At 53.0% G+C, this 22,802-nt stretch carries 26 protein-coding genes; 19 read left to right on the forward strand and 7 right to left on the reverse strand.

The window, feature by feature from the left end; all coding sequences use genetic code 11:
* Positions 1-400 precede the first annotated feature (400 nt).
* The 3 genes from DESAC_RS14940 (at position 401) to purF (ending at position 6,963) form a co-directional block, all read left to right on the forward strand.
* A complete protein-coding gene (locus DESAC_RS14940; RefSeq protein ID WP_013705515.1) occupies positions 401-2,803 on the forward strand; it encodes a sensor histidine kinase in 2,403 nt (800 codons plus the stop codon).
* The gene (locus DESAC_RS14945; protein ID WP_013705516.1) at positions 2,796-5,264 is read left to right on the forward strand and encodes a response regulator; all 2,469 of its coding nucleotides are present in this window, start codon (positions 2,796-2,798) and stop codon (positions 5,262-5,264) included. The genes DESAC_RS14940 and DESAC_RS14945 overlap by 8 nt, the downstream gene beginning before the upstream one ends.
* Before the next feature lie 259 nt (positions 5,265-5,523).
* Complete coding sequence (gene purF / locus DESAC_RS02580) at positions 5,524-6,963, forward strand: amidophosphoribosyltransferase (RefSeq protein ID WP_013705518.1); 1,440 nt, start codon at positions 5,524-5,526, stop codon at positions 6,961-6,963.
* A gap of 67 nt (positions 6,964-7,030) precedes the next feature.
* On the opposite strand, the gene DESAC_RS14950 is transcribed toward purF, so the two are convergent.
* From DESAC_RS14950 to bioB, 5 genes are all read right to left on the reverse strand, one after another.
* Entirely contained in the window at positions 7,031-7,828 is a 798-nt protein-coding gene (locus tag DESAC_RS14950) for a methyltransferase (RefSeq protein ID WP_013705519.1), read from the reverse strand.
* On the reverse strand, positions 7,825-8,520 hold the full coding sequence (locus DESAC_RS15620; protein WP_083800177.1) for an alpha/beta fold hydrolase: 696 nt from the start codon (positions 8,518-8,520) through the stop codon (positions 7,825-7,827). The genes DESAC_RS14950 and DESAC_RS15620 overlap by 4 nt, the downstream gene beginning before the upstream one ends.
* Positions 8,511-9,698: an 8-amino-7-oxononanoate synthase gene (gene bioF, locus DESAC_RS02600; protein ID WP_013705521.1), complete on the reverse strand. Its 1,188-nt coding sequence runs from the start codon at positions 9,696-9,698 to the stop codon at positions 8,511-8,513. Before bioF ends, DESAC_RS15620 begins: the two co-directional genes overlap by 10 nt.
* Positions 9,699-9,833: 135 nt before the next feature.
* Positions 9,834-10,595, reverse strand: coding sequence for a dethiobiotin synthase (bioD, locus tag DESAC_RS02605; RefSeq protein ID WP_013705522.1), 762 nt, complete (start codon positions 10,593-10,595; stop codon positions 9,834-9,836).
* A complete protein-coding gene (gene bioB / locus DESAC_RS02610) occupies positions 10,592-11,530 on the reverse strand; it encodes a biotin synthase BioB (RefSeq protein ID WP_013705523.1) in 939 nt (312 codons plus the stop codon). Before bioB ends, bioD begins: the two co-directional genes overlap by 4 nt.
* A gap of 658 nt (positions 11,531-12,188) precedes the next feature.
* Here bioB and DESAC_RS02615 point away from each other — a divergent pair.
* Both DESAC_RS02615 and DESAC_RS02620 read left to right on the forward strand, forming a co-directional pair.
* Complete coding sequence (locus tag DESAC_RS02615; RefSeq protein WP_041284134.1) at positions 12,189-12,746, forward strand: Slp family lipoprotein; 558 nt, start codon at positions 12,189-12,191, stop codon at positions 12,744-12,746.
* Between the two features lie 140 nt (positions 12,747-12,886).
* Positions 12,887-13,399 carry a zinc ribbon domain-containing protein gene (locus tag DESAC_RS02620; RefSeq protein ID WP_013705525.1) on the forward strand — a complete coding sequence of 171 codons (513 nt, stop codon included), beginning with the start codon at positions 12,887-12,889 and terminating at the stop codon, positions 13,397-13,399.
* Positions 13,400-13,619: 220 nt separating this feature from the next.
* On the opposite strand, the gene DESAC_RS02625 is transcribed toward DESAC_RS02620, so the two are convergent.
* Both DESAC_RS02625 and DESAC_RS02630 read right to left on the reverse strand, forming a co-directional pair.
* Complete coding sequence (locus tag DESAC_RS02625) at positions 13,620-14,060, reverse strand: coiled-coil domain-containing protein (RefSeq protein WP_013705526.1); 441 nt, start codon at positions 14,058-14,060, stop codon at positions 13,620-13,622.
* Positions 14,061-14,098: 38 nt separating this feature from the next.
* On the reverse strand, positions 14,099-14,281 hold the full coding sequence (locus DESAC_RS02630) for a hypothetical protein (RefSeq protein WP_013705527.1): 183 nt from the start codon (positions 14,279-14,281) through the stop codon (positions 14,099-14,101).
* 365 nt (positions 14,282-14,646) lie between these two features.
* Between DESAC_RS02630 and DESAC_RS02635 the strand changes: the two genes are divergently transcribed.
* From DESAC_RS02635 to DESAC_RS02690, 14 genes are all read left to right on the forward strand, one after another.
* Positions 14,647-15,516 carry a hypothetical protein gene (locus DESAC_RS02635; protein ID WP_013705528.1) on the forward strand — a complete coding sequence of 290 codons (870 nt, stop codon included), beginning with the start codon at positions 14,647-14,649 and terminating at the stop codon, positions 15,514-15,516.
* Between the two features lie 126 nt (positions 15,517-15,642).
* Entirely contained in the window at positions 15,643-15,840 is a 198-nt protein-coding gene (locus tag DESAC_RS02640) for a helix-turn-helix domain-containing protein (RefSeq protein ID WP_013705529.1), read from the forward strand.
* The gene (locus tag DESAC_RS16180) at positions 15,837-15,986 is read left to right on the forward strand and encodes a hypothetical protein (RefSeq protein WP_013705530.1); all 150 of its coding nucleotides are present in this window, start codon (positions 15,837-15,839) and stop codon (positions 15,984-15,986) included. The genes DESAC_RS02640 and DESAC_RS16180 overlap by 4 nt, the downstream gene beginning before the upstream one ends.
* Positions 15,979-16,977: an AAA family ATPase gene (locus DESAC_RS02645; protein WP_013705531.1), complete on the forward strand. Its 999-nt coding sequence runs from the start codon at positions 15,979-15,981 to the stop codon at positions 16,975-16,977. The genes DESAC_RS16180 and DESAC_RS02645 overlap by 8 nt, the downstream gene beginning before the upstream one ends.
* A gap of 201 nt (positions 16,978-17,178) precedes the next feature.
* Positions 17,179-18,243 (forward strand): primase-helicase zinc-binding domain-containing protein, encoded by a 1,065-nt coding sequence (locus DESAC_RS02650; RefSeq protein ID WP_013705532.1) that lies wholly within the window; start codon positions 17,179-17,181, stop codon positions 18,241-18,243.
* A gap of 12 nt (positions 18,244-18,255) precedes the next feature.
* Positions 18,256-18,735 carry a hypothetical protein gene (locus tag DESAC_RS02655; protein WP_013705533.1) on the forward strand — a complete coding sequence of 160 codons (480 nt, stop codon included), beginning with the start codon at positions 18,256-18,258 and terminating at the stop codon, positions 18,733-18,735.
* 36 nt (positions 18,736-18,771) lie between these two features.
* On the forward strand, positions 18,772-19,080 hold the full coding sequence (locus tag DESAC_RS02660) for a 30S ribosomal protein S27ae (RefSeq protein ID WP_013705534.1): 309 nt from the start codon (positions 18,772-18,774) through the stop codon (positions 19,078-19,080).
* A 76-nt stretch (positions 19,081-19,156) separates the two neighbouring features.
* Positions 19,157-19,444 (forward strand): DUF1599 domain-containing protein, encoded by a 288-nt coding sequence (locus tag DESAC_RS02665; protein WP_013705535.1) that lies wholly within the window; start codon positions 19,157-19,159, stop codon positions 19,442-19,444.
* Positions 19,422-19,913 carry an ERCC4 domain-containing protein gene (locus DESAC_RS02670; protein ID WP_013705536.1) on the forward strand — a complete coding sequence of 164 codons (492 nt, stop codon included), beginning with the start codon at positions 19,422-19,424 and terminating at the stop codon, positions 19,911-19,913. The genes DESAC_RS02665 and DESAC_RS02670 overlap by 23 nt, the downstream gene beginning before the upstream one ends.
* Positions 19,885-20,124 (forward strand): transcriptional coactivator p15/PC4 family protein, encoded by a 240-nt coding sequence (locus DESAC_RS16915; protein WP_013705537.1) that lies wholly within the window; start codon positions 19,885-19,887, stop codon positions 20,122-20,124. The genes DESAC_RS02670 and DESAC_RS16915 overlap by 29 nt, the downstream gene beginning before the upstream one ends.
* Before the next feature lie 198 nt (positions 20,125-20,322).
* Positions 20,323-20,553 (forward strand): hypothetical protein, encoded by a 231-nt coding sequence (locus tag DESAC_RS02680; RefSeq protein ID WP_013705538.1) that lies wholly within the window; start codon positions 20,323-20,325, stop codon positions 20,551-20,553.
* 90 nt (positions 20,554-20,643) lie between these two features.
* Complete coding sequence (locus DESAC_RS15625) at positions 20,644-20,874, forward strand: hypothetical protein (protein ID WP_013705539.1); 231 nt, start codon at positions 20,644-20,646, stop codon at positions 20,872-20,874.
* Between the two features lie 506 nt (positions 20,875-21,380).
* Positions 21,381-21,644 (forward strand): hypothetical protein, encoded by a 264-nt coding sequence (locus DESAC_RS15980; protein WP_013705541.1) that lies wholly within the window; start codon positions 21,381-21,383, stop codon positions 21,642-21,644.
* Between the two features lie 80 nt (positions 21,645-21,724).
* A complete protein-coding gene (locus DESAC_RS02690) occupies positions 21,725-22,732 on the forward strand; it encodes a tyrosine-type recombinase/integrase (protein ID WP_169311490.1) in 1,008 nt (335 codons plus the stop codon).
* Positions 22,733-22,802: the final 70 nt, after the last annotated feature.

The raw sequence follows: 22,802 nt of genomic DNA on the forward strand, positions 1-22,802 counted from the left end.
AATGTCCCTGTAGGGGTAAGCCCTGGGTTCACCCACATTCCGGGGCGAATACCAGATTCGGCGCTACAAGCGGTAAATCGACATTCTTTGAGACAATATTAGTATCCCTTCTCAAAACTCGGGACTCGACACTCTTATACATATCACCAGGCGGCAGCCAGACAACGATCAAACAGGCTGAAATACAAAGAAAAAATATGGCCCAGGCTAGATTGGTCTACAATTCCCTGGAGGAGCGGGTGCAGGAGCGGACCGCGGAACTGGCCCAATACCTCAAAACCCGATTTTTTATATGATCCCTGCCTTTTGATGAAGCCACTGAACGGAACTTTAGCCCTCAATCGGGACCATGGAGCTGAATTTCATCTGGTCTTCAAGGTCAGTCCATAGGATATCTTAAATGTCCGCGCCACGTCGCAAGAAAAATTATTCTCTGACTCTGATGGCGGTATTCCTGATTTTTTCTCTGGCTATAGTCGGGGCGGGCTACGATTTTTACCGGAATCAGAAACGCCAACTGGAGAAAGTAAAAGTTGATGAATTGCAGGCTGTAGGCAATCTAAAGGTGGAGGAGATCGTCCGTTGGCGTCAAGAGCTTGAAAACGGCGCCCGGGTTTTCTCCGCCAGTCCATTTTTGAGGCAGCATTTGCAGCATTTGATCAGATTTCAGCAGCCCCTGCCGTGTCAGGCGGACGTTGTCAAGTGGCTGCTGGCCATTAAAGATGCCAACCATTGCCACAGCGTCGTCCTCCTGGACCATCGGGGCAAACCTCTTCTGGCGTCATCGGAAGAATCGGCTGATCTCTATCCATGCGATCGGGAACTGATTGCCGAGGTAATTAAAAAACCACAGGTGCTCTTTTCCGACTTTTACTGGAACCCGGCAATTGAGTCTTTGGCTCTCAGTCTCCTGGCGCCCATCCTGGAGCGGCAGGGGGACCAGACCATCGTCCAAGGAATGATCCTTTTTCGCATAGATCCCAGCAAGTCTCTTTTTCCTATGATTCAGACCTGGCCCGTTCCCAGCACTTCGGCGGAGACACTGCTCTGCCGGTGGGAGGGTGATGACGTAGTTTTTCTCAATGAACCTCGGCACATCAAATTTGCCTCCTACTCCCTTTGGCTGCCGATCGGAGCCCCGGATTTTCCTGCCGGCCTGGCAGCGTCAGGTCGGGAGGGCGTTATCTGGGGCCGGGATTACCGCAATATCCCGGTATTGGCGGTAATGCGGCGGATTCCCGGTTCTCCCTGGTTTTTGGTTGCCAAAGAAGACCGGCAGGAGATCTTCGCCGGATTGCATAACTATGCCTTGGGCAGCGCCAGTCTGGCGGGAGTCATGATCCTGGCCGCCGGCCTGGCTCTGGTCCTATTGTGGCGGCGACAACATCTGGAATTTCTACTCCAGACGGCCCTGCTGGAAGCCGAACAGGCGCAGAAGCTGGATGCCATCCTCTCGGCTACCCCGGATCAGATCTATCGTTTCGACAAAGAGGGCCGATGTTTATATGCCAATCGAGCGGCGGGCAAGGCCTGGGGAATCGACCAAGAGTCTCTGGCAGTTGAAAAAATCCAGGAATCCCGGCTTTTGGCGGCAAACGGGCGGCGCCTGGCCCAGGGCATTGCCCAGGTCGGGCAAAGCGGACGCTCACGTGAGGGCGAAATCAGCTTATCCACCTTGCACGGCATGAAATATTATAACTATATCTTGACGCCGCTGACCAACCCGCATATCTCAGAAATTTCGGTCCTGGCCACCCTCAGAGATATCACCGACCGCAAAAGGGCGGAGGAGAACCTGCGCCAGACCGAGGAATTTTTGCATTCGATTCTGAACCACGCTCCGGTCCCTATTTATGTCAAGAACAGGGACAGTGATTATATTATGGTCAACCCGGCCTGGGAGGCCTTTACCGGGAAAAGCTTGGCTGAGGTGAAGGGTCGCAACCTGCATGATGTCTATCCCCCAGCCATTGCCATACCTCTCAGAGAACATGACTGGAACGTTATCAGCAGTGGACAACCCAAACAATCGGAAGAGGTATTCGTTATAGCAGGCGAAACCTATTCTTTTCAAACCATCAAGTTCCCCTTGCGCAATGACAGAGGGGAGATCACTGCAGTAGTCGGTATATCCATTGATATCACTGAAAAAAAGCTGGCTGAAAAGCGGCTCCGGGATTCACTGTGCGAAAAAGAAGTGCTGCTTAAAGAGATCCACCACCGGGTAAAAAATAATATGCAGATCATCTCCAGCCTGCTCCGACTGCAATCCGGCAAGGTCGTCAACCCCGAAGTGCAGAATGTTTTCCAGGAGAGCCAGAACCGCATCCGCTCCATGGCTTTGGTGCATGAGATGCTCTATCAATCCCCCGACCTGGCCCGGATCAATTTTAGCTCCTACCTCGAGACCCTGATCCAGGGTCTGCGTCGGTCTTTCCAGATCGATCCGCAGCAGATAACCTTGCAGTTGGAGGCTGAGGAACTGAACTTAGAGGTGGACCAGGCTCTATCGTTCGGTCTGATTATCAACGAACTGGTTTCCAATGCCCTTAAATACGCCTTTCCGGAAGGACGGAGGGGCGTGGTGTGTATCACCGTCCAAAAAACCTCTGATCAGGAGATTGAGCTCGTGGTACGGGACGACGGAGTGGGACTCCCCCCAGACCTGGACATTCGTAACACCACCTCTTTAGGACTCCGCTTAGTGCAATTATTAACGGGACAACTTGAAGGGTTGGTTGGGCTGGATCAAACCAACGGAACCGAATTTTCCATCAGATGCAAGGCAAAAGACCATGGATAAAAAGAGAATCCTCATCGCCGAAGATGAGGCCATCGTCGCCGAGGATATCCGCCGGACCCTCGAGAAATTCGGCTACCAGGTTGTGGGCATGGTCTCCTCCGGAGCAGAGGTATTGGCCAAGACCGCTGAGTTTAACCCCGACCTGGTGCTGATGGATATTGTTTTGCAGGGAAAGATGAACGGTATTGAAGCCGCAGAAGTCATCCAGACCCGCCACCAGACCCCCGTAATCTTTCTTACCGCCTATGCCGATGCAGCTACCCTCGAGCGGGCCAAGGTCACCGAACCTTTCGGCTACATCCTCAAGCCTTTTGAGGATCAGAGTCTACATACAGCCATAGAAATCGCCCTCTATAAGAGCCAGGCCCAGAAACGCATCGCCCACCTCAACGCCGTCTTGCGCGCCGTGCGCAACGTCAACCAGTTGATCGTCCGGGAACAGGACCTGGACCGGCTTATCCAACAGGCCTGCCGTCTGCTGGTAGAAACCCGGGGCTATCACCAGGCCTGGATTTTTCTCTTAGACTCCGATCTTGAGATTTTCAAAACCGCTACCGCCGGATCCGCAGAACGCGACCGAGAGATGCTGGAACTTCTGGAACAGCGACTGAGGCCGGGGTGTATCGGGTTCTTTCACCAACCAGGGTTAACGATTTTGTCAGTTCTAGCTGACTCCTGTCCGACCTGTCCACTGCGTCAATACTATGAGAAAGAAGGGGCTTTTATTACCCGATTGGAAATAGCCGGCGAACCATACGGCCTTATGGGAGTGGCGTTGCCCCAAGCTATGCTCGGGGATGTGGAGGAGCAATCATTGTTCCAAGAAGTGGCCGGAGACCTTGCCTTTGCTATTCACGGCATCTATCTGACCGAAAAGAATCGGCTGGCAGAGGAAGAACGGCGCCAGACCGAGGCCAGGCTGCATGCCATCTTTAGCTACGCGCCCAACGTCGCCATCCAGGGGTTCGATCGCCAAGGCAGGATGTTGTTCTGGAACAAGGCGGCCGAAGCCATCTTTGGCCGCCCTGAAATAAACGGCGTGGCTGATATCTTCGATGATCTCCTGACCGATAAAAACGGCAGACAGAATCTGAAGATGATCTTAGCGGAGGTGGACCGGACCGGCCTGCCCTACGGCCCCCAAGAGTTTGTTTTTCATAATCCCGCGGGACACCAGGGCATTGCCAAAGCTACCATCTTTTCTATACCGGTTGAGCAGGGTTCCAAAGAATTTATCTGCATGAGCGTCGACATCACTGATCTCAAACAGGAAGAGGAAAACCGGGTCAAACTTGAAGCACAGTTGCGACAGACTCAAAAGATGGAGGCCATCGGCACCCTGGCCGGCGGCATCGCCCATGATTTTAATAATATCCTGGCGGCCTTATTAGGGTATACGGAATTGAGCCTGCTTGGCCTGGATTTAGAACCCGATCAGGAACAGATTAGGAAAAACCTGGAGGCGGTCATCCAGGCGGGTAACCGGGCCCGCGACCTGGTGCGGCAGATTCTCACCTTCAGCCGCCAGAGCGAGGAGAAGCAAAAACCCGTGCAAGTTTCCCTCGTGGTTCAGGAAGCACTCAAATTCCTGCGCCCTTCGATTCCTACAACGATCGAGATACAGGCTCATTTGGATGCTAAAAATGGCGATGATATGGTATGGGCCGACCCGGCCCAGATTTATCAGGTGGTCATGAACCTGTGTACCAACGCCTACCAGGCCATGCAGGAGCGTGGCGGTATTTTGCGGGTGTCTTTAACCAACATCCTACTCAGGAACGAACCCATCCAGACAATTCCCCAGTTGCAGGAAGGTTCCTATGTCAAGCTCACCGTCCGGGACACGGGGCAAGGCATGGATGCCTGGGTCAAGGACAGAATCTTCGAACCATACTTCACCACCAAGAAACCAGGGGAAGGCACCGGTCTGGGACTTTCAGTGATTCATGGCATCGTCATGCACCTGAACGGGGCCATTGTAGTGTATTCCGAGCCGGGTCGGGGATCGACCTTTCAGATCTATCTTCCCCACTGGAAAGGCACTAGCGTCCCCAGGCTGGATTACGCCGCAAGCATCCCCCGAGGTCAGGAACGGATTCTAGTCGTCGATGATGAGCCGCCGATCGCCGATCTGGTGCAGCAGCTTCTCCAGCGGTTAGGATATCAGGTTACCGCCGTTACTAACAGTCAGGAGGCCCTGAAGATTTTTCAAGCCAACCCTGACGCTTTCGACCTGGTGATCACCGACCTGACCATGCCCCATTTAACCGGACTGGAATTATCGCGCAAAATCTTGCAACGGCGGGCTGATCTGCCTATAATTTTGTGCAGCGGCTACAGCGATATCACCGTAGCGGCCGAAATGAGAAAAATCGGCATCAAAGAGTATCTCATGAAACCGATCAGCGCCAGAACCTATGGCGAGACCATAAGACGCATCCTGGCTACCTCTAAAGAGTAAACAACCGGCCTTAAGGCAATTATGGCGCAAATTGCCAGCATCAAGGTCAGGCTACGGCAATTGATCGTCAACCTGCCCCGATATCCTTACGAAGAATATCGTCCGGTCGAAAAAGTATTGTCAAATTTTTAAATCCTGGTAAATTCATAGAAAATATAGGGCGGGAAAGCCAAGCGCCTCCCGCCTTCCGATTTGGGAGACGAGCACATCCCGTCCGCCACAGAGCCGGGGGCGGGAAGGTGAATTATTCACAGCAATTATGAACTTATTTCAGCCAACCCCACTATTTCCTCCGGATAAAAGCCGGATTAAAGAATACTGTGGTATTTTCGGCATCTATGGCCACCCGGAAGCGGCGCGTCTGGCGTATTTCGGCCTCTACGCCCTGCAGCACCGCGGGCAGGAATCCTGTGGCATCGTCTCCGGCGACGGTTTCCGGGTGCGGTTTCACCAAGGATTGGGTTTGGCGCCGGAAGTCTTTAACCAAACGGTACTGGACACCCTAAAGGGGCACCTGGCCATCGGTCATGTGCGCTATTCTACCACCGGCTCTACCCTCTTGAGGAACGCGCAACCGTTCGTGGTGCACCATGGGGGTGAAACCCTCGCTATCGGTCACAATGGCAATTTAGTGAATGCCACGGAGATCCGCCGCCGCCTTGAGAAAGAAGGTTCCATCTTTCAGTCCACCATGGATACCGAGGTCATTGTTCACCTCATGGCGCGGCATTTTCAGAAAGGCTTGGTGGAGGCCCTGACCGAGGCCCTGAAAGAAGTGCGCGGCGCCTATTCCCTGATCCTGGCCACAAAAGACAAGGTCATCGGCGTCCGCGACCCCCATGGTTTCCGACCCCTCTGCCTCGGCCAACTCAACGGCGCCCTGGTGCTGGCCTCGGAAACCTGCGCCCTGGATCTAGTGCAGGCCGAATATCTGCGGGATGTGGAGCCGGGAGAAATCGTCGTCTTTGATGAAAACGGCCTCACCTCCTTTAAAAATCTGCCGCCGGCCCCCAAGAAATTCTGCATCTTCGAGTTTATCTATTTCGCCAGGCCGGACAGCCTCATTTTTGGCCACAACGTCTATCAGATCAGAAAACGTTTAGGACTCCGATTGGCTCAAGAACATCCGCTGGCTGCCGATCTGGCAATGCCTTTTCCGGATTCAGGCACCTATGCCGGTTTGGGCTATGCCGAGGGCCTGGGCATTCCGTTCGAAATGGGGGTGATCCGCAATCATTACGTCGGCCGCACCTTTATCCAGCCCTCTCAAAGTATGCGGGACTTTTCGGTGCGGGTAAAGCTCAATCCGGTGCGGGAGTTGCTTCAGGGGAAACGCGTTGTGGTTGTAGAGGATTCCATTATCCGGGGTACTACCTCCCGTATCCGGGTCAAGACCCTGCGGGAGGCTGGGGCCAAAGCAGTGAGTATGGTGGTGAGCTGCCCCCCTACTCGCTACCCCTGTTATTACGGCATTGATTTTTCCAGCAAAGGCGAACTCATCGCCGCCCATAAAACGGTAGCGGAGATCCGCGATTATCTGGGGCTGGATTATCTCGGGTATATAAGCCTGCCGGGAATGGCGGCGGCCACCCGGGTGAACGAAGAGAACTTCTGCCTTGCCTGTTTCAATGGAGACTATGCCGTCAAATTATCGGGAGATTTCTCCAAGACCTGCTTCGAAAGCTGCCTGGCCCGCTAGACTGCGGGTAATCGACGCCCTGAGCCGTATAGTGGAAGGAATAAACCTGACCGGCTCTCCCTTTCTCCTAATTTTTCACTCCCTGCACCCGGATGACCTCATAAGACGCCGGAATACAGCCATTGCGGCGATAATTGCGCTCATAATACTCTTCCGCCGCAGTAAGTAAGCGCTTCGGGATAAAAGTCGGCCGGGTAGAGGTCGCCCCCATCCCCTGAATGGCCCGGAGCAGGTTCCAAAAGTCGGGGTGGTATTCCAGCCGGAGCTCTTCGTGGACGACAATCTGTTCAAAACCGGCTTGTGCCATACAATTGCGCCAGTTAGGGGCGGCGGCGAAGGTCTGCGCCGAAACCTCCGGCAGCCTTAATCCGGGAAACTTCTGGCTGGCTCGGACCAGGCTGGCAGCCAGTTCGCTAAAAGTCCGCGGCCCCAGCGTCGTAAAGGCCAGGCATCCACCTGGCTGCAAGCTCTGCCAATACAACCGACAGGCCCGGTCGGGTTGGGAGAGCCACTGGAAGACCGAATTGGCGGTAATGAGGTCAAACCTGCCTCTCACTATCTCCTCGCCGTCGGCCATCAGCCACTCGATGTTTTTCTCCGCCGCCAATCTCTGCCGGGCAACTTGAATGGCGGCCGGGGCCAGGTCAACGGCGGTGATCAGGGCCTCCGGGAAGGCGCGCCGCAGCATCTGGGTATAGTGGCCGACGCCGCAGCCGATCTCCAGGATGCGGCTATACTGCCGCCCGTATTGCTTCAAGTCCGCCAGCAACTGCTCGGCCATAACGCCCTGCACCAGGGCATAGCGATGGTATCCGGCGGCCCGGCGGCCAAAGTTGTGTCCTAAACGATGCTTGTCAAGACTCATAAAAATTCCATTATTAAATCATTGACTACCTGAGACTGTGTCACTAAAGGAATGTGGCCGGCCGACGGCAGGATGATGAGGCGGGCCGACGGCAGTTGCTCGGCCAGAACGTAAGCCTGGCTCACCGGGGTAATCCGATCCCGAAAACCGTGTACGATAACGAACTCCTCCGCCTTCGCCTCGGATAATATAGAACGCAGGTCTTTCCGGCGGAGATAATCCAGTCCCTGGGCCAGCCAGGCGCCATTGAAGCGTTCGGGCAACAACGCCGGCACGGTCTCTTGCCAATTCCTTTCTCCCAAGGATAACAACCGGCTATGGAAATCCCGTATAACCTGTTCCGGCTCGGTTGTGAGTCTCTGCCGCATCGCTCGCAGCACCGCCGCCGGGACGCCCAGACCATAGTCCGGCCGGCGGCAAAAGCTGGCGCAAGCAGCGATGGTGACTACCGCGCGCGGTCTGAAACCCGCAGCGCAGACCTCCAGGGCCAGCATACCTCCCAGGGACCAGCCGACCAGGATGGTTTGGCCGGGGTCATGAGCCTCCAACCGTTGCAGCAGCCAGTCCGCTTCCCAGACCGGGAGGTCCGGCGCCCACAGGTTGACCCGGTCTTGAAAAACGGCCTGCTGTCTGCCCCAGATACGGCCATCCGCCGCCCAGCCATGTAAGAGAATCAGGTCGGTCAGGAGCAGGTCCTCTTGTTCAACCCCATCTCCCGCCCCGCCGCAATAATCTGCTCCGCCGCCCTTGCCAAATCCGCCGGCTGGTGGGCGGCCGAAAGGGAAAACCGCAGCCGGGCGCTTCCGGCGGCCACCGTGGGTGGCCGGATGGCCACGGCCATGAGTCCTATCTGCCGCAGCCGGGCGGCAAATTCCAGCGATCGCCGGTTATCTCCCACCAGCACCGGGATGATCTGAGTCTCACTCTCCAGGGTATCCAGACCGGCGGCTTGCAGTCGTTGCCGAAAGAGCGTGGCCTGCTCCAGCAGATAGTCCCTGGGTTCCGGCTCCTGTCGGACGATGGCCAGGGCTGCCTGCATGGCGCCCAGGACCGGCGGCGGCAGGGCAGTGGAATAGATAAAAGCTCGGGCCCGGTTGTGCAGCATGTCGATCAAAGGCGCGGATCCGGCCACATAGGCCCCGAAGCTCCCCAGGGCCTTGGAAAAGGTGCCCATATGGATCTCGATGCCGGCAGACAATCCCAAAGCTTCGGCCAGACCGGCGCCCGTCGCCCCCAAGACTCCGGTGGCATGGGCTTCGTCGATCATCAACCAGGCTCCGTAGCGCTCTTTCAGCCTGACCAGGTCGGCCAGGGGAGCCAGATCGCCGTCCACCGAGAAGACACTGTCGGTGACGATAAGCAGACGCCTAACTGCGCAGTATTTCTTCAGCAAATCTTCCAGGCGGTTTAGGTCCCGATGGGGATAGCGGTAAAAACCGGCTTCCGAAAGCCGCATGCCGTCGATGATGCTGGCGTGGTTGAGCCGGTCCGAGAGGATGACGTCGCCTTTACCCATCAGGGCGGAGATAACACCTACATTGGCCATGTAGCCGGTATTAAAGATAATGGCCCGGTCCGTGCCCTTAAAATCGGCAACCTCGGTTTCCACCTGCTGGTGCAGGGCCAGGGTACCCGTAATCAGGCGGGAGGCGGTGCTGCCTGCCCCCCAACGCCCCGCCGCAGCCTGCGCCGCCGCGATCAGACGCGGGTCAAGGGCCAACCCTAAATAATCATTGGAAGACAGGTTGAGAAATTCCCGCCCTCCAACTATGACCTTGCCGCCCGGCAGCACCTGATCGATGACCTGGAGACGCCGCCGCAAATGTTGCGCCTCCAGGGCCTCGAGTTCTGGTTGTAAATCAAACCCCAATAATCTCTTCCTCTCCCATCAATCCCCTGTTACTCTCAACAGTTGGCTCCAATGGAGGGCGGGAATCGCAGATCGGCGTAAGCCAAAGCGAAGCGCATCCCGCCTTCAAGCCTCCGAAAACCAGAAACCGGAAACTTATTTTCTGATTACCGGTCCGCCAAATCGCCTCCAAGTCGGGGCCGCCAAGACATCCGCCAACGATTCTATCAGGACAGTCTTCCCGGCCTCACTCTGCAAATCACTAATCAGCGGTATTTTCCCTAAAATCGGCCGACCACTCAGGGCCTCGATGATCTCCGGGTTGGTGCGCCCCGCCAGGTTCGGGTGCTCCGGATACTGATTGATAATGACGCCCGCCACCGACAACCCGGCGTGCAAGGCGGCCTTGACGGTCATGACGGTGTGGTTGATAGTGCCGAGACCCGGACGGGCCACGATCACCAGCGGGAGTCTCAGCCAGCGGGCCAAATCCAGCACCAGGAAGTCATAGTCAATCAATGGCACATATAATCCCCCGGCTCCCTCCACCACCAGAAAATCGTAGCGCCCGGCCAACTCCCGGTAAGCCGCGGCAATGACCTCCAAGTCGATGGTAACTCCGGCCTGGGCCGCGGCCACGGCTGGCGCCAGGGGAAGTTTGAGAGTGATCGGGGTGAGCCGGGAAAGCGGTTCGCCTAATCCAGCCAGGGTTTGGGCAAAGCGGGCGTCGGTCGCGATGAGTTGGCCATCTTCTTCCCGGCAGCCGCTTTGTACCGGCTTAAAGTAGACTGCCCGAACCTGGCGGGAGCGCAACGCCGCAGTCAAACCGGCAGCGATCACCGTTTTGCCCACATCCGTATCGGTGCCGGTGACAAACACCCCTCGCACCCCTGGAACTACAGGCCAAGATTGAGTCATACAACCTCCTGGACCGCATGCAAACCCAAGTCCTGCAACATCCCGAGGTCCTGAGATGGCAGTTGGCCTTTAGTGGTTAGGTAATCTCCGGTCATCAGGGCATCGGCCCCGGCCGCAAACATCAGGGGCGCCAGGCTTCTCAGAGCAAATTCCCGGCCTCCGGCAATGATCAGACGCTTGTGCGGGAAAAAGAGCCGAAAAGCGGCAATGGTCTGGAGGGCCTCCAGGGGCGCCATCGGCTGGCGATGCTCTAAAGGCGTACCGGGGATGGGCAGCAAAAAATTCAGGGGAATGGAATCGACCTCTAGTTCTCGGATCGTTTGCGCCATCTCCCAACGCTGGGCGGAACTTTCCCCCAGCCCGAAGATACCGCCGACACAGACCGGCAGTCCTGCTGCTTTGGCTCGGCGAATCGTCGCCAGGCGTTCGGCATAGGTGTGAGCCGTGCAGATCTGGGGGAAGAACGAGGCCGCCGTCTCCACATTATGGTGATAGCGATGTACGCCGGCTGCCGCTAAGGCCTTAAGAAAATCCTGCTCCACAATGCCCAGGGAAACACAGACTTTAAGAGGGGTAGAGGCGCGAATAGCACCGACAGCCTGGAGAATAGTCTCCTGTTCCTGTGGACTCCCCACCCCCCGCCCCGAAGTGACGATGCTGAAGCGAGCCGCCCCCTGGGCTGCGGCCTGCTGCGCCGCCCTAACCAACTCTTCCGAGGTAAGCAGGGGATACTTCCGAATAGACGCCCGTGAAATACGGGATTGGGCACAATAGGCGCAATCCTGACCGCACTGCCCGGACTTGGCGTTGATAATAACGCAGAGACTGACCCCCTTGCCGCATCGATCTTCCCGCAGACGGGCGGTTTGAGAAAATATGGCCCAAATGCCGGTTAAATCAAGACAAAAAATGTCCTGCCATTCGGATAACTGCATATTCTGGCCTTACATAAAAACAGTGCTCTTAAAGACGGCAGGCGCGGCCCGCCCTATGAGTAAAATGCCAATAAATTATCGATAATGGAATAGGGAGGCCCATGGCCGCCGGTTATGTTTAACATGGTCGATGAGAAAAAGATTGTATGAAAACAGTGAGCAGTGATCGGTTAGCAGAAAAAGCATTATTGTGAGCAGCTACCACGGTTCTGTTTTCGTGCTTCGTGGTGATCACCAGAACATGCCAATTTTGTATGAGCTTCAAGTTGCGGACTTCAAGTTTTGAATTATGAATTTTGAGAAGAGATATTGATAATTAAATCTATCGCAGCCTTTTCCCAATCTAATTGTCATTATTCTAAATCAACCACAAACCAGGGAAATTATTTACCGGTGGCACCGGCTTCCAGCCTGTGCCAAAATTATTTTCCATGAAACGCGAAACTCCGAAGGTTGATCCGTATCTGCCAGCCGACCGCCATCAATTGTATCAAGATTGTCAACTTTAGCAAGCCTGCAAAGTTGACAATAATATGATTGCTCTTGTTAACTTTCGGTATTTCGGTTAAAAAAACATTATACTCTCCCGGTCCCAGATTGCGACGTGCGGACCGGATGCCTTCATTTCACCCAGGGAGCTACAGCCATGATTTGGTGTATGAAATCAATTCCTTGCAGACGCGGCGGGTGCGGGGTCGCTTCGGTTGTCATGATGCTCTTCTTGGTCAGCTCCTGCGCTCCGGTCATCTCCAAACAACTCCGGCAGCAGGTGGACAAAAGCCTCAGTTTCGGACTATTGAGCGCCGATCCGGAGAATTACAAAGGCAAAATTGTCATTCTCGGCGGGGTCATCATCCAGACGACCCCGAAACCGGGAGAGACAGAGGTAGAAATCGTCCAAAAGAACCTGGATTTCTTTAACGAGCCGGAAAATGAGGACAAATCCGACGGAAGATTCCTGGTCCGAGCCGACGGGTTCCTGGATCCGGAGATTTATAAGAAAGACCGCAAAATCACGGTGGCAGGAGAAGTGATCGGCAGCGAGACCCGGAAACTGGATGAATTAGACTATCGCTACCCGGTCGTTAAAGCTATGGAGATGAAACTGTGGCCCAAACCCCGGCCGATGCCGCCGCCCTATTATTGGGGGTATCCTTATTATTGGGGGCCGTATTATTGGGGTCCTTGGGGAACCGGTCCATTATTGCTCCCCTGATACTAATTCGTTAGCAAAACTGGATGGTTAGTCGAATCTTGCCGATAAGTACTCGGTAAATTCAGTGTATTGGCAACGATTGGCTGGATAACTTATGGCTATGACCTCCAACTTCGGTTCATGTCATGCAAGGAGGGTTTATGCCCCTGTCACCCTGTCGGGAGTGTCGCCGTGAAGTCAGCGCCGAAGCCGTTTCCTGTCCACATTGCGGCGCCCCCCGGCCCGCCGACCAGCAGTGGCGCGGTACCGGCTATGAATGGCGGTCAGAGCGGACTGTCTGGGGCTACCCCCTAGTTCATGTCGCCTTTGGCAAAGACGCCCGAGGCAAGCGCCGTGTAGCCAAAGGCATCATCGCCATCGGTCAGTTCGCCGTGGGAGTGATCACCGTGGCTCAATTCGGGGTTGGCCTGCTCTTCGGATTCGGCCAGTTTATTTTCGGCTTCACCGCCCTGGCCCAATTTGCCGTAGCCCTGGCAGCCGGTGTCGGCCAGTTTGCCAGCGGTTACGTTGCTATCGGGCAGTTGGTGCTGGCCTACTACGGTCTGGGGCAATTAGGGCTGGCCTATTTTTTGTGGAGCCCGGACCGGCACGACCCGAACGCCATCGCCTTTTTTCAAAACCTCTGGGCCGACCTGCGCCAAGGACTGTTTTGATATTAACAGTAGCCCTAATGTCTAATTTCTTGGGGTAGGGGAGCGTAAAAACCCTAAGAAATAAATTGACAAGATTTTCAATCGCTATTGAACCTAAAATATTTGACACCAAATAAGACGCCGTCGGGGATGGGGCGGCTAGCCGCGGGACCGCCAGGGAGGGGAGAAGGCCGGACTGCCTGGATAGGAGGCCGGTGCGGCTTCTATCGTTTGGGTTGAGCTATTTGAGCAGTTTGAGCAGGGTGACGACGAAGGCGGCCTGGCCCAGGATCAGTGGGATAAACCATTTAAGCAGGTCGAATTTAACCCGGTCGATTTTGGCTTCCAGGGCGGTAAACTTGATCTCATGACGGGCTTCCAAGGCTTTCATCTCGGCTCTGAGGAAGGCAATATCCTCTTTCAATTCGGCTCTGAGGGAGACAATATCCTCTTTCAATTCAGCTCTGAGGGAGGCGATGTCCTCTTTCATCTCGGCTCTGAGGGAGCCGATATCCTCTTTCAGTTCAGTTTTCAAGGCGCCAATGTCGGCTTTGCCAGCCACCTCGGCGAGGCGGGTTTCTTGAAGCTCCTGGACGATGGTAACCAAGGCCCGGGCTTGGCGGTCGGGCATGTCGGCCGCGGTGAGGGCTTCGTAGGCCTTAAGGGTGTCGACAGTGGGCATGATGTTAATATACGAGGGAAATTTTAAAAAGTCAATTTCTAAAGCAGTTTGACGAGGGCGGCGACGATGCCGATGCCTGCCACCAGCATACTGCCCAGGCGCAGGGTGAGGTCGTGTTTCAGGCGGAGTTCTAGTTCTTGCATGTTGCGGTGCAACCCAGCGACTTTTTCATCGATGTTCCGTTGCAACCGGGCATTTGGTTCACGGTTGTCACGTTGCAACAGGGTGATATCTTCTTTTTTCCCTAATAATCATTGGTGCCTGGGGCCGGATTTGAACCGGCACGGGGATGAACCCCGAGGGATTTTAAGTGTCAATTTTACCTTTTACCCTGAGTAAGCGCAAGTGATATTTACTTAGCAGTATTAATATGATAGGTTTTATTAAATTGTGCCTGAGTAAGCCTGAAATAGCCTGTTTTGTGGGGTGAATATTCACCTATATATTCACCAAAATAATAAGCGAATGTCCATAACATTATCTAAGATTTTGCTCCCCTAACCGCGGCGTCATGAACCGGGGGACAGGGTGACTTCCTTATCACCTTGGGGGGCTATTCATAAAGGACCACTAAAGGAGGTGGAACTTGGAAGAAGATGCAAAAGCCCTGGCGCGATGCAAGGCAAAGAAAAAAATTTTACCCCAAAAAACCCCAAAAAGGGGCATGAAAAAACACCAGGAAGAGGCCCACAAGGATTTAGTACGGCGAAACCTTTATAGATGGGAGGCCCTAAGAAGATCGGAAGCATACCGGGGGGCGTATCAGGCAGCTTTTGAAGCTATGGAGGCCAGACTCAAAAGGGAAATGGTTTTCTCTTCTGATGATTATGATGGGGAAACCGACCGGAATAACATCTATGCCATGATCCTCGACCCATCATGGCGAGACCGAAAATTTCATGAGCAATGGACTCCGGAAAGGTTAGAAGGTGAATTTATAACTTCCCCTGAAGGGCGGTCCCTGGCGGTGAAGTGCGGCTTAGTGATGCCTTTCCCCCCTCATAATCCCCCATGGGTTAGTAAATTCGCTAAAGATCAACCTATTTTTTATGATACCTTCCCCGTTATTGCTACCAGTATCGAACAACCGCGGGTTGACCCCAAAACCAATAGCATGATATGGCCTTCTTCTCACTTAGAGAATAAGAGATATTTAAATCTCAAGATTGATCTGACCTGCCCAAAAGAGCAGGTAATGGTTTTTGTTGAAAGATGGGTTAACAAATATCGCCATGAGGTAAGTGGGGATTCCAAAGGCAAAAGGGCAATTGCTCATGATGATGAAATTAATCCTTTTCTTGTCTGGGATATGGTTCAAAACGAGCACAAAACAAAATGGCAGGTGGCAAAAGAATTAATTCCACAACAGGAAATAAGATCAGCTTATGACAAAATAAGGCAGCTTTATAAGAAAGCACAGAAATTAATAGGAGAACAAGGAAAGTTGCTACAATAATCTGCTGTACTGAAATATAATCTCCCCCTCATTTTACAGTACTGAAATATAAACCTCCCCTCTTTCTTCAGTTTTTCCCTTGCGCCTTATTGCTTACCATAAAGAAAAAACAGATGAGGTAAGCAAATGGAGCATCTTTTAAACAATCAACAAGCGGCTGAATTTTTAAACATTTCCCCTCATTCTTTGCGTGGGTATGTATCCCGCGGTATGGTGCCATACGTGAAGATCGGGCGGCGGACCCTGTTTGACTTGGCAGATTTGCGCGATTATGTGCAGTCCCGGAAGGTGGCGGCCAAACCCCGGCGGGAAGCTGGCAAATGACCGCGGCGGAAATTGCTAAGAACCTTCATTATGTTCTGCGGCTTGCCCTGTTATCCTATTTGATTGACTTCTCTTATTTCGACCGTGGGCTGTCCTTGGCAATCGACCGGCTAATCGTGACCCTGGAAGAGGGCGGCAATGGCTGACAAAATTATCAATATCGCTGATGAGGCCAGGCAAAGAATAAAGGCCGAGAAATTACAGAATGAGCACGGGATTAAAACTATCACCGGGGCCGACCTGGCCGGCAAAGTGTTCCCACCAATACGGTGGGCCGTCCCTGGACTACTGCCGGAAGGATACGGGATACTCGGGGGCCGTCCAAAGATCGGGAAGTCATGGCTTGCTTTTGACATTGCCTTGGCGGTTGCCAGCGGCGGCTATGCTATCGGCAGTAACGAATATCCGGTTGACCCGGGAACGGCTCTTTATCTTGCCTTGGAAGATCACGAGCGCCGACTTCAAGAGCGCCAAGCGGTTTTACTCAATGGGCAGGCCGGGGGGCCGGAACGGTTGCACCTTACAACGGAATGGAAGCGGTTGCACGAGGGCGGCATAGAGGCCCTGGAAGCATATCTCACAGCTTACAACGACTGCCGACTTGTCACAGTGGATACCTTGGCAAGAGTGAAACCCAGGCTTAAACGTGGGGCCGATGCCTATGAAAATGATATGGAGATCGGCGGGAAATTACAGGCCATTGCCCACAAATATCATGTATGCCTCTTGGCCGTCCACCATACCAGGAAAAGCAAGTCTGAAACCGGGGATTTTATAGACGAACTGGCAGGAAGCACCGGGATAACCGGAGCACCGGACTTTGTTGCACAGCTTTCTAGGGGGCGGCGGGAAAATACCGGGATACTCGAAATTACCGGGAAGGATATTCCAGAGATCGAGCTTGCACTTAAATTTGAAAACTGCCTTTGGACATATTTAGGCAATGCTAAGGAAGTAAGAATTAGTCAAAACCAGGAAACTATTTTAAATTGCTTGAAAAATTCGAGCGAACCATTGAAACCGAAAGAAATTTCTCAAATGACAGACATAGGCGAAAACTACGTGAAAAACATTCTAAAAATACTGTTAGATACTGAATTAATTAAGAAAACAGGATACGGAAAATACTGTATATAAATATAATAAATATATTACTCTTATTACTCTTATTACTATTATGTCTCTTGTGTTTCTTGTGTCTCTTGGCTTAAAGAGTCACAAAGAGTCACATTCTATATTCTATCAAATGTGTCTCTTGGGATTTTTTATATTGTTGAATTTATTAGAGATACAAGACAAGAGTCACAGAGTCACAAGAGTAATAAGAGTTTATAGAAAATGAATTTACTTTCTCTTTGTCAGGCAGATACAGAACTGAAAAAGGTGGCGACCACCAAGGGCGTCGAATATGCCGGGGCATGTCCGTGGTGCGGCGGGAATGACAGGTTTAGGGTATGGCCGGAAACCGGGCGGTATTGGTGCCGGGGCTGTGGCAAAAAAGGGGACGTTATTCAATATCTCAGGGATAAGCGGGGGCTGTCATTTCCGGATGCCTGCCGAGTAGCTGGCCGGGAAGATAAGTTGAACGGCGGGAGAGCTGGGGGCCGGGGGCCGTCCACCGGGGCGAGATCGGCGGCGAGGCCCACAGAGGGGCCGGGGCCGTGGAAACCTAAGACCTCTTCTTTGCCGGGTGAACAATGGCAGGAGCAGGCCGGGAAACTGGTAGAGTATGCGGCGGGCAAGCTGAACAGCGATACATGGGCATATCTAAACGGGCGGGGGCTGGCCGATGATACCATACAGGCCCGGCGGTTGGGGCTGTTACCGGCTGAGAAATACGTCAAGCGGGGGCCGTGGGGGTTGCCGAAACAGCTAACCCAGCATGACAGAGAAAAAGATCTCTGGCTTCCTGCCGGGGTAGTCATTCCCTATTTCATCGGCGGCAAGGTGGCCCGGGTACGGATACGGCGGCAAGAGGCCGTGGAAGATCGGTATTGGAATGTGTCAGGTTCTTACATGGGGCCGATGGTATTAGGGCCGGAAGGGGATGTTATCATAGTGGTGGAAAGCGAACTTGATGGCTTTCTTCTTGCCCAGGACTGCGGCGACATGGCCGGGGTAGTTGCTCTTGGCAATGCTCAGAGTAAACCGGACACCGGGTCGGCGGCTATTCTGGCAAAAAGCAAGTTGATACTTGTGGCCCTGGACGCTGACCAGGCCGGGGCCGTGGCAAGCTGGCAGTGGTGGCTAAAGACCTTCACCCAGGCCCGGCGGTGGCCGCCTGTGGGCGGTAAAGACCCCGGCGAAATGTGGCAGGCATGGGTTGACCTCAAGGCATGGGTAGGGGCAGGCATTGACGAATATAAAACTATAAACCGTATTATATCGAATAGTTATAAATAAGCAGGAGGTGGTATGAAACCATTAGATTTAGAGCCAATTAAAGAACGCGTGGCTAAAGCTACACCGGGGCCATGGGCGTGGCGTGAGAATGATTTCAGGCCGAAATATATGGAAAAGATGCGTAACGGGAAATGGCGAGCAAGGCCGGGGGCAAAGGCAGACCAGGCATGGGTGATGCTGTTGGCCGGGCCACCGAGCAAACATGCTGCTGAACTAACCCCGTTTAATATTTTATGTGGGGATGTAGATGAATATGATTTTCCCCATATCATTGGGTTGAGGTGGGCGCAGGTTAAGGGAAAGGCTCTATTGGGCGTGGTGCCATTACCTGCTGATGCCGAGCTTATTGCCAACGCTCCTACTGATATCAAGGCTTTAATTGAAGAGGTTGAACGGCTTAGAGACTTGCTCAAGCAGCGGTCAGACGTGAGCCATGACGGCGACGATAGTGACGGTAGTGACGATAAATTTTCATCTCAGAAAAAAAGCTGACGGAAAAAAAAACACACTTTCTGACGGGGGTGATCTATGAAACCCGGTGCAGCAATCATGAAGCTTACGGCAATGGGTTTTCGCTTCAAGATGAATGGTGACAAGATTCGCTATGACTGGTGCGGCAAGGGCAAACCGGACATGGAAGCGGTGGCGCCATTATTTGAAGCCATCAAGGCCGAGCGGGACGCCGCCATTCTGTTTTTGCGGGTGTACTGCCCAAGATGCGGCGGCTGCGTGTTCTACTCCGACCACACTGGCGAGCAGCACTGCGCCAAGTGCGAACCGCCGGACTGGAATTGCATTGAGAAGCTATTCCCGTATACGGCAGGCGTGTGTCATTAAAAAAACGAATACTAACCCATGGGTTGCCACATAAACTTGCCGTGTGGGGCATCCTGGCGATCCAGAAAGAGGGAAAATGACTTTCGAAATGGTCTTGAAGCAGATGCAGGCGGTTCACGAAGCCAAGAACGCCGACTATGGCAATTCTTTTGAACTGGCGGCAGACCTCTTAGGGCGGCCCGTGGTGGAAGTGTTGCTCAGCAGGATGATCGACAAGGTAAGCCGGGCTGCTAACCTGGTGCGCAGCGGACAGGCGGCGGTGGCCGATGAGAGTCTTGCTGACACTCTTCTTGATCTGGCAAATTACTCAGTGCTGGCGATGCTGGCTCTGCGAGATCGGGGTGCGGTTGAATATTCTCGTTGACACCAGGGAACAGGTGCCTTTCTCTTTTGGCGGCTATGACGTGGCTGTGGAACCGGCGGCCCTGCCAGTGGGGGATTACTCTTTGCCCGGTTTTGTGGACCGTGTGGCTATTGAACGTAAGGAGTTAAACGACCTGATTGCCTGTTTGATGGATAAAAACCGGGACCGGTTTGAAAGGGAACTCGCGAAAGGAAAAAGCTATGAGCTTTTTGCCGTGGTAGTGGAAGCGGCCCTTGAGGACGTGAGGCGGGGGGACTATCGCAGTGCCATGAAACCCCACGCAGCCCTACAGAGCCTGTGTGCTTTTCAAGTGCGCTACCGGGTGCCGTTCGTATGGGCGGGGGACCGGCAGGGGGCTGAGTATATGACCTTTTCCCTCTTGGCGAAATATCTGAGGGAAATTGAGGAACGCTATAAACAGGCCGTGAAAGGCGGGAATTATGGAAAAACCCTTGGTAACAGTGAATAAGAACACAAAAGAACGATACCATTTTAGCATCAGGGAGTATCAAGGCCACAAGTTCGTTGACGTGCGGCTGCACTTCCTGGCCGATGATGAGCAGAGTTGGCACCCCACAAAAAAGGGGATTACTGTATTACCTTCTCTTTGGCGTGATTTCAGGGCGGCCCTAGACCAGGTCGAGGCTGAACTCGTTAGGAGGAAGTTGATTGAGCGGTGAAAAAAATCGGATATTCACCCCTGTATTCACTGGGATGACAGCGGCCAAAATAAGTGATTTGAATCGGTTAGTTGCAGCGATGGCCGTCGCATTACATATGCGAGGTAGAGGCCGTTGCGTAGGTGAAAATTATAAGAATATCTATTGATATCACGAAGATAGGCGATATTAGTACGCAAAGAAGCTGGAGGTGATGATATGCGAATCCAAAGACGACTTGAGCGATTGGAGAAATTACTCTCCGGCAACCAGATTACTGTAGAGGGGGAGGAGGCGATCGCCGAGGCGTTTAGAATTTTCGGGAAGCGCGTGGACGGCGCAGAAGTTTCGGCTGAGGAGTTGGATTTCGAAAGGCAGGTATACGGAACGCCGGTTTTGGTCACTCACATGACTCATCTCTTGTTGGAAGCAAGACTGAGATTGGACTGAATTGGCCGGAAATAGGCGGCTAACACTCCTTTTTGGCGTGCTAAATGCAGCTATTATGATAATATGCTAATAAAATCAAGGGGGTATATTATGCCAAGAAGACGCCTAAATACATCACAGGATTGTCGGCGGTATCTGGCGAACGTCATCAACCGTTTGGAAGCCGGGACGCTTGATCCGAACATAGCTGGACGTTTGGCGTATATCACAAACATCATTATCCGGGCAATCGAAACCAGTGAGCTTGAGACCAGGCTAAATGCCTTAGAGGAGCGATTTAGTGAAAATCCCAAAAGCAGACTACTACGCCTGGCTCGTTGATAACAGCGGGTTATTGAAGTATATAACCTTCTCTATCCATGATGTAGTGCAGGAGGTTGCGCAGGAGTTTGAGCGGCAGGGGGAAACATGGGTGGAAAGCGGAATTGTGGGGATTAAGGTGAGGGTGTAGTGTACTTAAAAAACAAAGAACTGCTTCAGGATCGGAGCGCACCCGATACGACTTCTTCCGGCGAAAAGCCCCCCTTCGCTCGCTCTCCTGAAAATGCTACCGGTCAGGGAGCGCCCGACGCTCAAGGCCGAAGCAAACTTGATGATCAAAATATACCCACTCCCGGCGAATAAATCAACATGGATACTTTTTCTTGACAGGCCGGGGGAAGTGTGCTCTAATCCTAATGTCAAAACACCACTACCGGAGACCTCACCGTTATGAGGATTTTTTTTCCACCGAAAATAAAGTTGCCTGGCATCCCGACTCCGTAAGGACCGGGGGGAGTGTAGTGCTCCCTGACAATGCCAGGCATTTTTCTTTTTGGAGGCAGGCAATGGAAGAGGTAAAAGAATATTTATATCATGCCGAACGTATATTATATGGTTCGTATGGTGCAGGTGCGTTATGCCTTGCCGATGTGATTGAAATATTAATGCTGCTCCCTGAAGGTGAAAAACGTGAATTTGAAGTAGTTGTCAAACGGTATCATAATACCGCATGTGCCATAAAATACAGACGAGAAAAAGAAAATCGGTTAGCGCTGAATCGGCGCAAACGAAAAAAGAAGTTGGTATTGATAAATGGGCGGTGCAAATAATGGCCTTGTTAATCGAATGTCCACAATGTAAGCGGCGTAACCCCGCAAAAGAGAAAGCCTGTAAGGGTTGTGGTTTCCTCTTGGCGAAGCACAGCGGGCGGATTTGGTGGATTGAGTATTACGATCATGAGCGACGGCTGCGGCGGGAGCGGATCGGCCCCAACAAGGCGGCGGCGGAGCAGCGGTATCGGGAAGTGAGGAGCTTACTGGCTGAGGGGAGGTTTGTCAGGAAATGCCCTGATGCGAAGACCACATTCAAAACCCTGGCTGACTGGTATTTAAACCTCCCGGAAGTTAAGGCCAAGCGGAGTTATAGCCGGGATGAAAGGAGCTTGAAAAAACTTCTCCCGGTTTTTGGCGACAAACTCTTGAAGGATATAACCCCGGCAATGGTCGAGAAATACCGGCAGGATAGGTTATCCGAACTATCTTACCGGGGAAACCCCACAAAACCGGCCACCGTAAACCGGGAAATGGCATTACTGAAAATTATCTTCAACAAGGCTATAGCCAACGAAAAAGCCGAAAAAACTCCCGTTAAAGGCTTGAAGATGCTCAAAGAAAATAATGCCAGGGACCGGGTTTTATCGGAAGCGGAGTATTTAAATTTAATAAATCAATGCCCTGGATACCTCAGGCCGATTGTCAAGGTTGCCTATCATACCGGCATGAGACAGGGGGAAATTCTTTCTTTGACGTGGGGACAGATAGATTTGAAGGAGGGATTTATCACCTTGCGGCCCGAAGATACCAAAACTAACGAAGCCCGGCTAATTCCCCTCAATTCAGAACTTATGGATTTATTTAAGGGCATACCCAGGGGGTTGCCACAGTTGAGGGTCTTCCTGAAAAACGGGAACCCCATAACGTCAATTCGTGAAAGCTTTCAATCGGCTTGTCGAAAAGCAAACATTACCGACTTTACTTTCCACGATCTCCGGCATACTTTCACGACTAACATGAGGCGGGCGGGTATTCATGATTCTGTGATTATGGCAATTACCGGCCACAAGACCACGGCCATGTTTTTGAGATATAACACCGTGGGCAGGGATGAACTCAGGGCCCTGGTGAGGGAGAAAATTTGATTGGTATTCACCTATATATTCACCAAGGATTTGTCAGACAATAAAAGAGGGGTTGGCGAAATTGCTAACC

The sequence above is a fragment of the Desulfobacca acetoxidans DSM 11109 genome (assembly GCF_000195295.1).
GTDB classification, from domain to species: domain Bacteria; phylum Desulfobacterota; class Desulfobaccia; order Desulfobaccales; family Desulfobaccaceae; genus Desulfobacca; species Desulfobacca acetoxidans.

Bases quoted from the DNA above. Each gene is read 5' to 3' on its own strand.
- bioD (WP_013705522.1), bottom strand. From the start codon at position 10,595: ATGACTCAATCTTGGCCTGTAGTTCCAGGGGTGCGAGGGGTGTTTGTC.
- DESAC_RS16180 (WP_013705530.1), top strand. From the start codon at position 15,837: ATGACCGCGGCGGAAATTGCTAAGAACCTTCATTATGTTCTGCGGCTT.
- purF (WP_013705518.1), top strand. From the start codon at position 5,524: ATGAACTTATTTCAGCCAACCCCACTATTTCCTCCGGATAAAAGCCGG.
- DESAC_RS02660 (WP_013705534.1), top strand. From the start codon at position 18,772: ATGAAACCCGGTGCAGCAATCATGAAGCTTACGGCAATGGGTTTTCGC.
- DESAC_RS16915 (WP_013705537.1), top strand. From the start codon at position 19,885: ATGGAAAAACCCTTGGTAACAGTGAATAAGAACACAAAAGAACGATAC.
- DESAC_RS02640 (WP_013705529.1), top strand. From the start codon at position 15,643: ATGGAGCATCTTTTAAACAATCAACAAGCGGCTGAATTTTTAAACATT.
- DESAC_RS14950 (WP_013705519.1), bottom strand. From the start codon at position 7,828: ATGAGTCTTGACAAGCATCGTTTAGGACACAACTTTGGCCGCCGGGCC.
- DESAC_RS14940 (WP_013705515.1), top strand. From the start codon at position 401: ATGTCCGCGCCACGTCGCAAGAAAAATTATTCTCTGACTCTGATGGCG.
- DESAC_RS02615 (WP_041284134.1), top strand. From the start codon at position 12,189: ATGAAATCAATTCCTTGCAGACGCGGCGGGTGCGGGGTCGCTTCGGTT.
- DESAC_RS02680 (WP_013705538.1), top strand. From the start codon at position 20,323: ATGCGAATCCAAAGACGACTTGAGCGATTGGAGAAATTACTCTCCGGC.
- DESAC_RS02650 (WP_013705532.1), top strand. From the start codon at position 17,179: ATGAATTTACTTTCTCTTTGTCAGGCAGATACAGAACTGAAAAAGGTG.
- DESAC_RS02625 (WP_013705526.1), bottom strand. From the start codon at position 14,060: ATGCCCACTGTCGACACCCTTAAGGCCTACGAAGCCCTCACCGCGGCC.
- bioB (WP_013705523.1), bottom strand. From the start codon at position 11,530: ATGCAGTTATCCGAATGGCAGGACATTTTTTGTCTTGATTTAACCGGC.
- DESAC_RS15625 (WP_013705539.1), top strand. From the start codon at position 20,644: ATGCCAAGAAGACGCCTAAATACATCACAGGATTGTCGGCGGTATCTG.
- DESAC_RS02655 (WP_013705533.1), top strand. From the start codon at position 18,256: ATGAAACCATTAGATTTAGAGCCAATTAAAGAACGCGTGGCTAAAGCT.
- DESAC_RS15980 (WP_013705541.1), top strand. From the start codon at position 21,381: ATGGAAGAGGTAAAAGAATATTTATATCATGCCGAACGTATATTATAT.
- DESAC_RS02645 (WP_013705531.1), top strand. From the start codon at position 15,979: ATGGCTGACAAAATTATCAATATCGCTGATGAGGCCAGGCAAAGAATA.
- DESAC_RS02665 (WP_013705535.1), top strand. From the start codon at position 19,157: ATGACTTTCGAAATGGTCTTGAAGCAGATGCAGGCGGTTCACGAAGCC.
- DESAC_RS14945 (WP_013705516.1), top strand. From the start codon at position 2,796: ATGGATAAAAAGAGAATCCTCATCGCCGAAGATGAGGCCATCGTCGCC.
- DESAC_RS02620 (WP_013705525.1), top strand. From the start codon at position 12,887: ATGCCCCTGTCACCCTGTCGGGAGTGTCGCCGTGAAGTCAGCGCCGAA.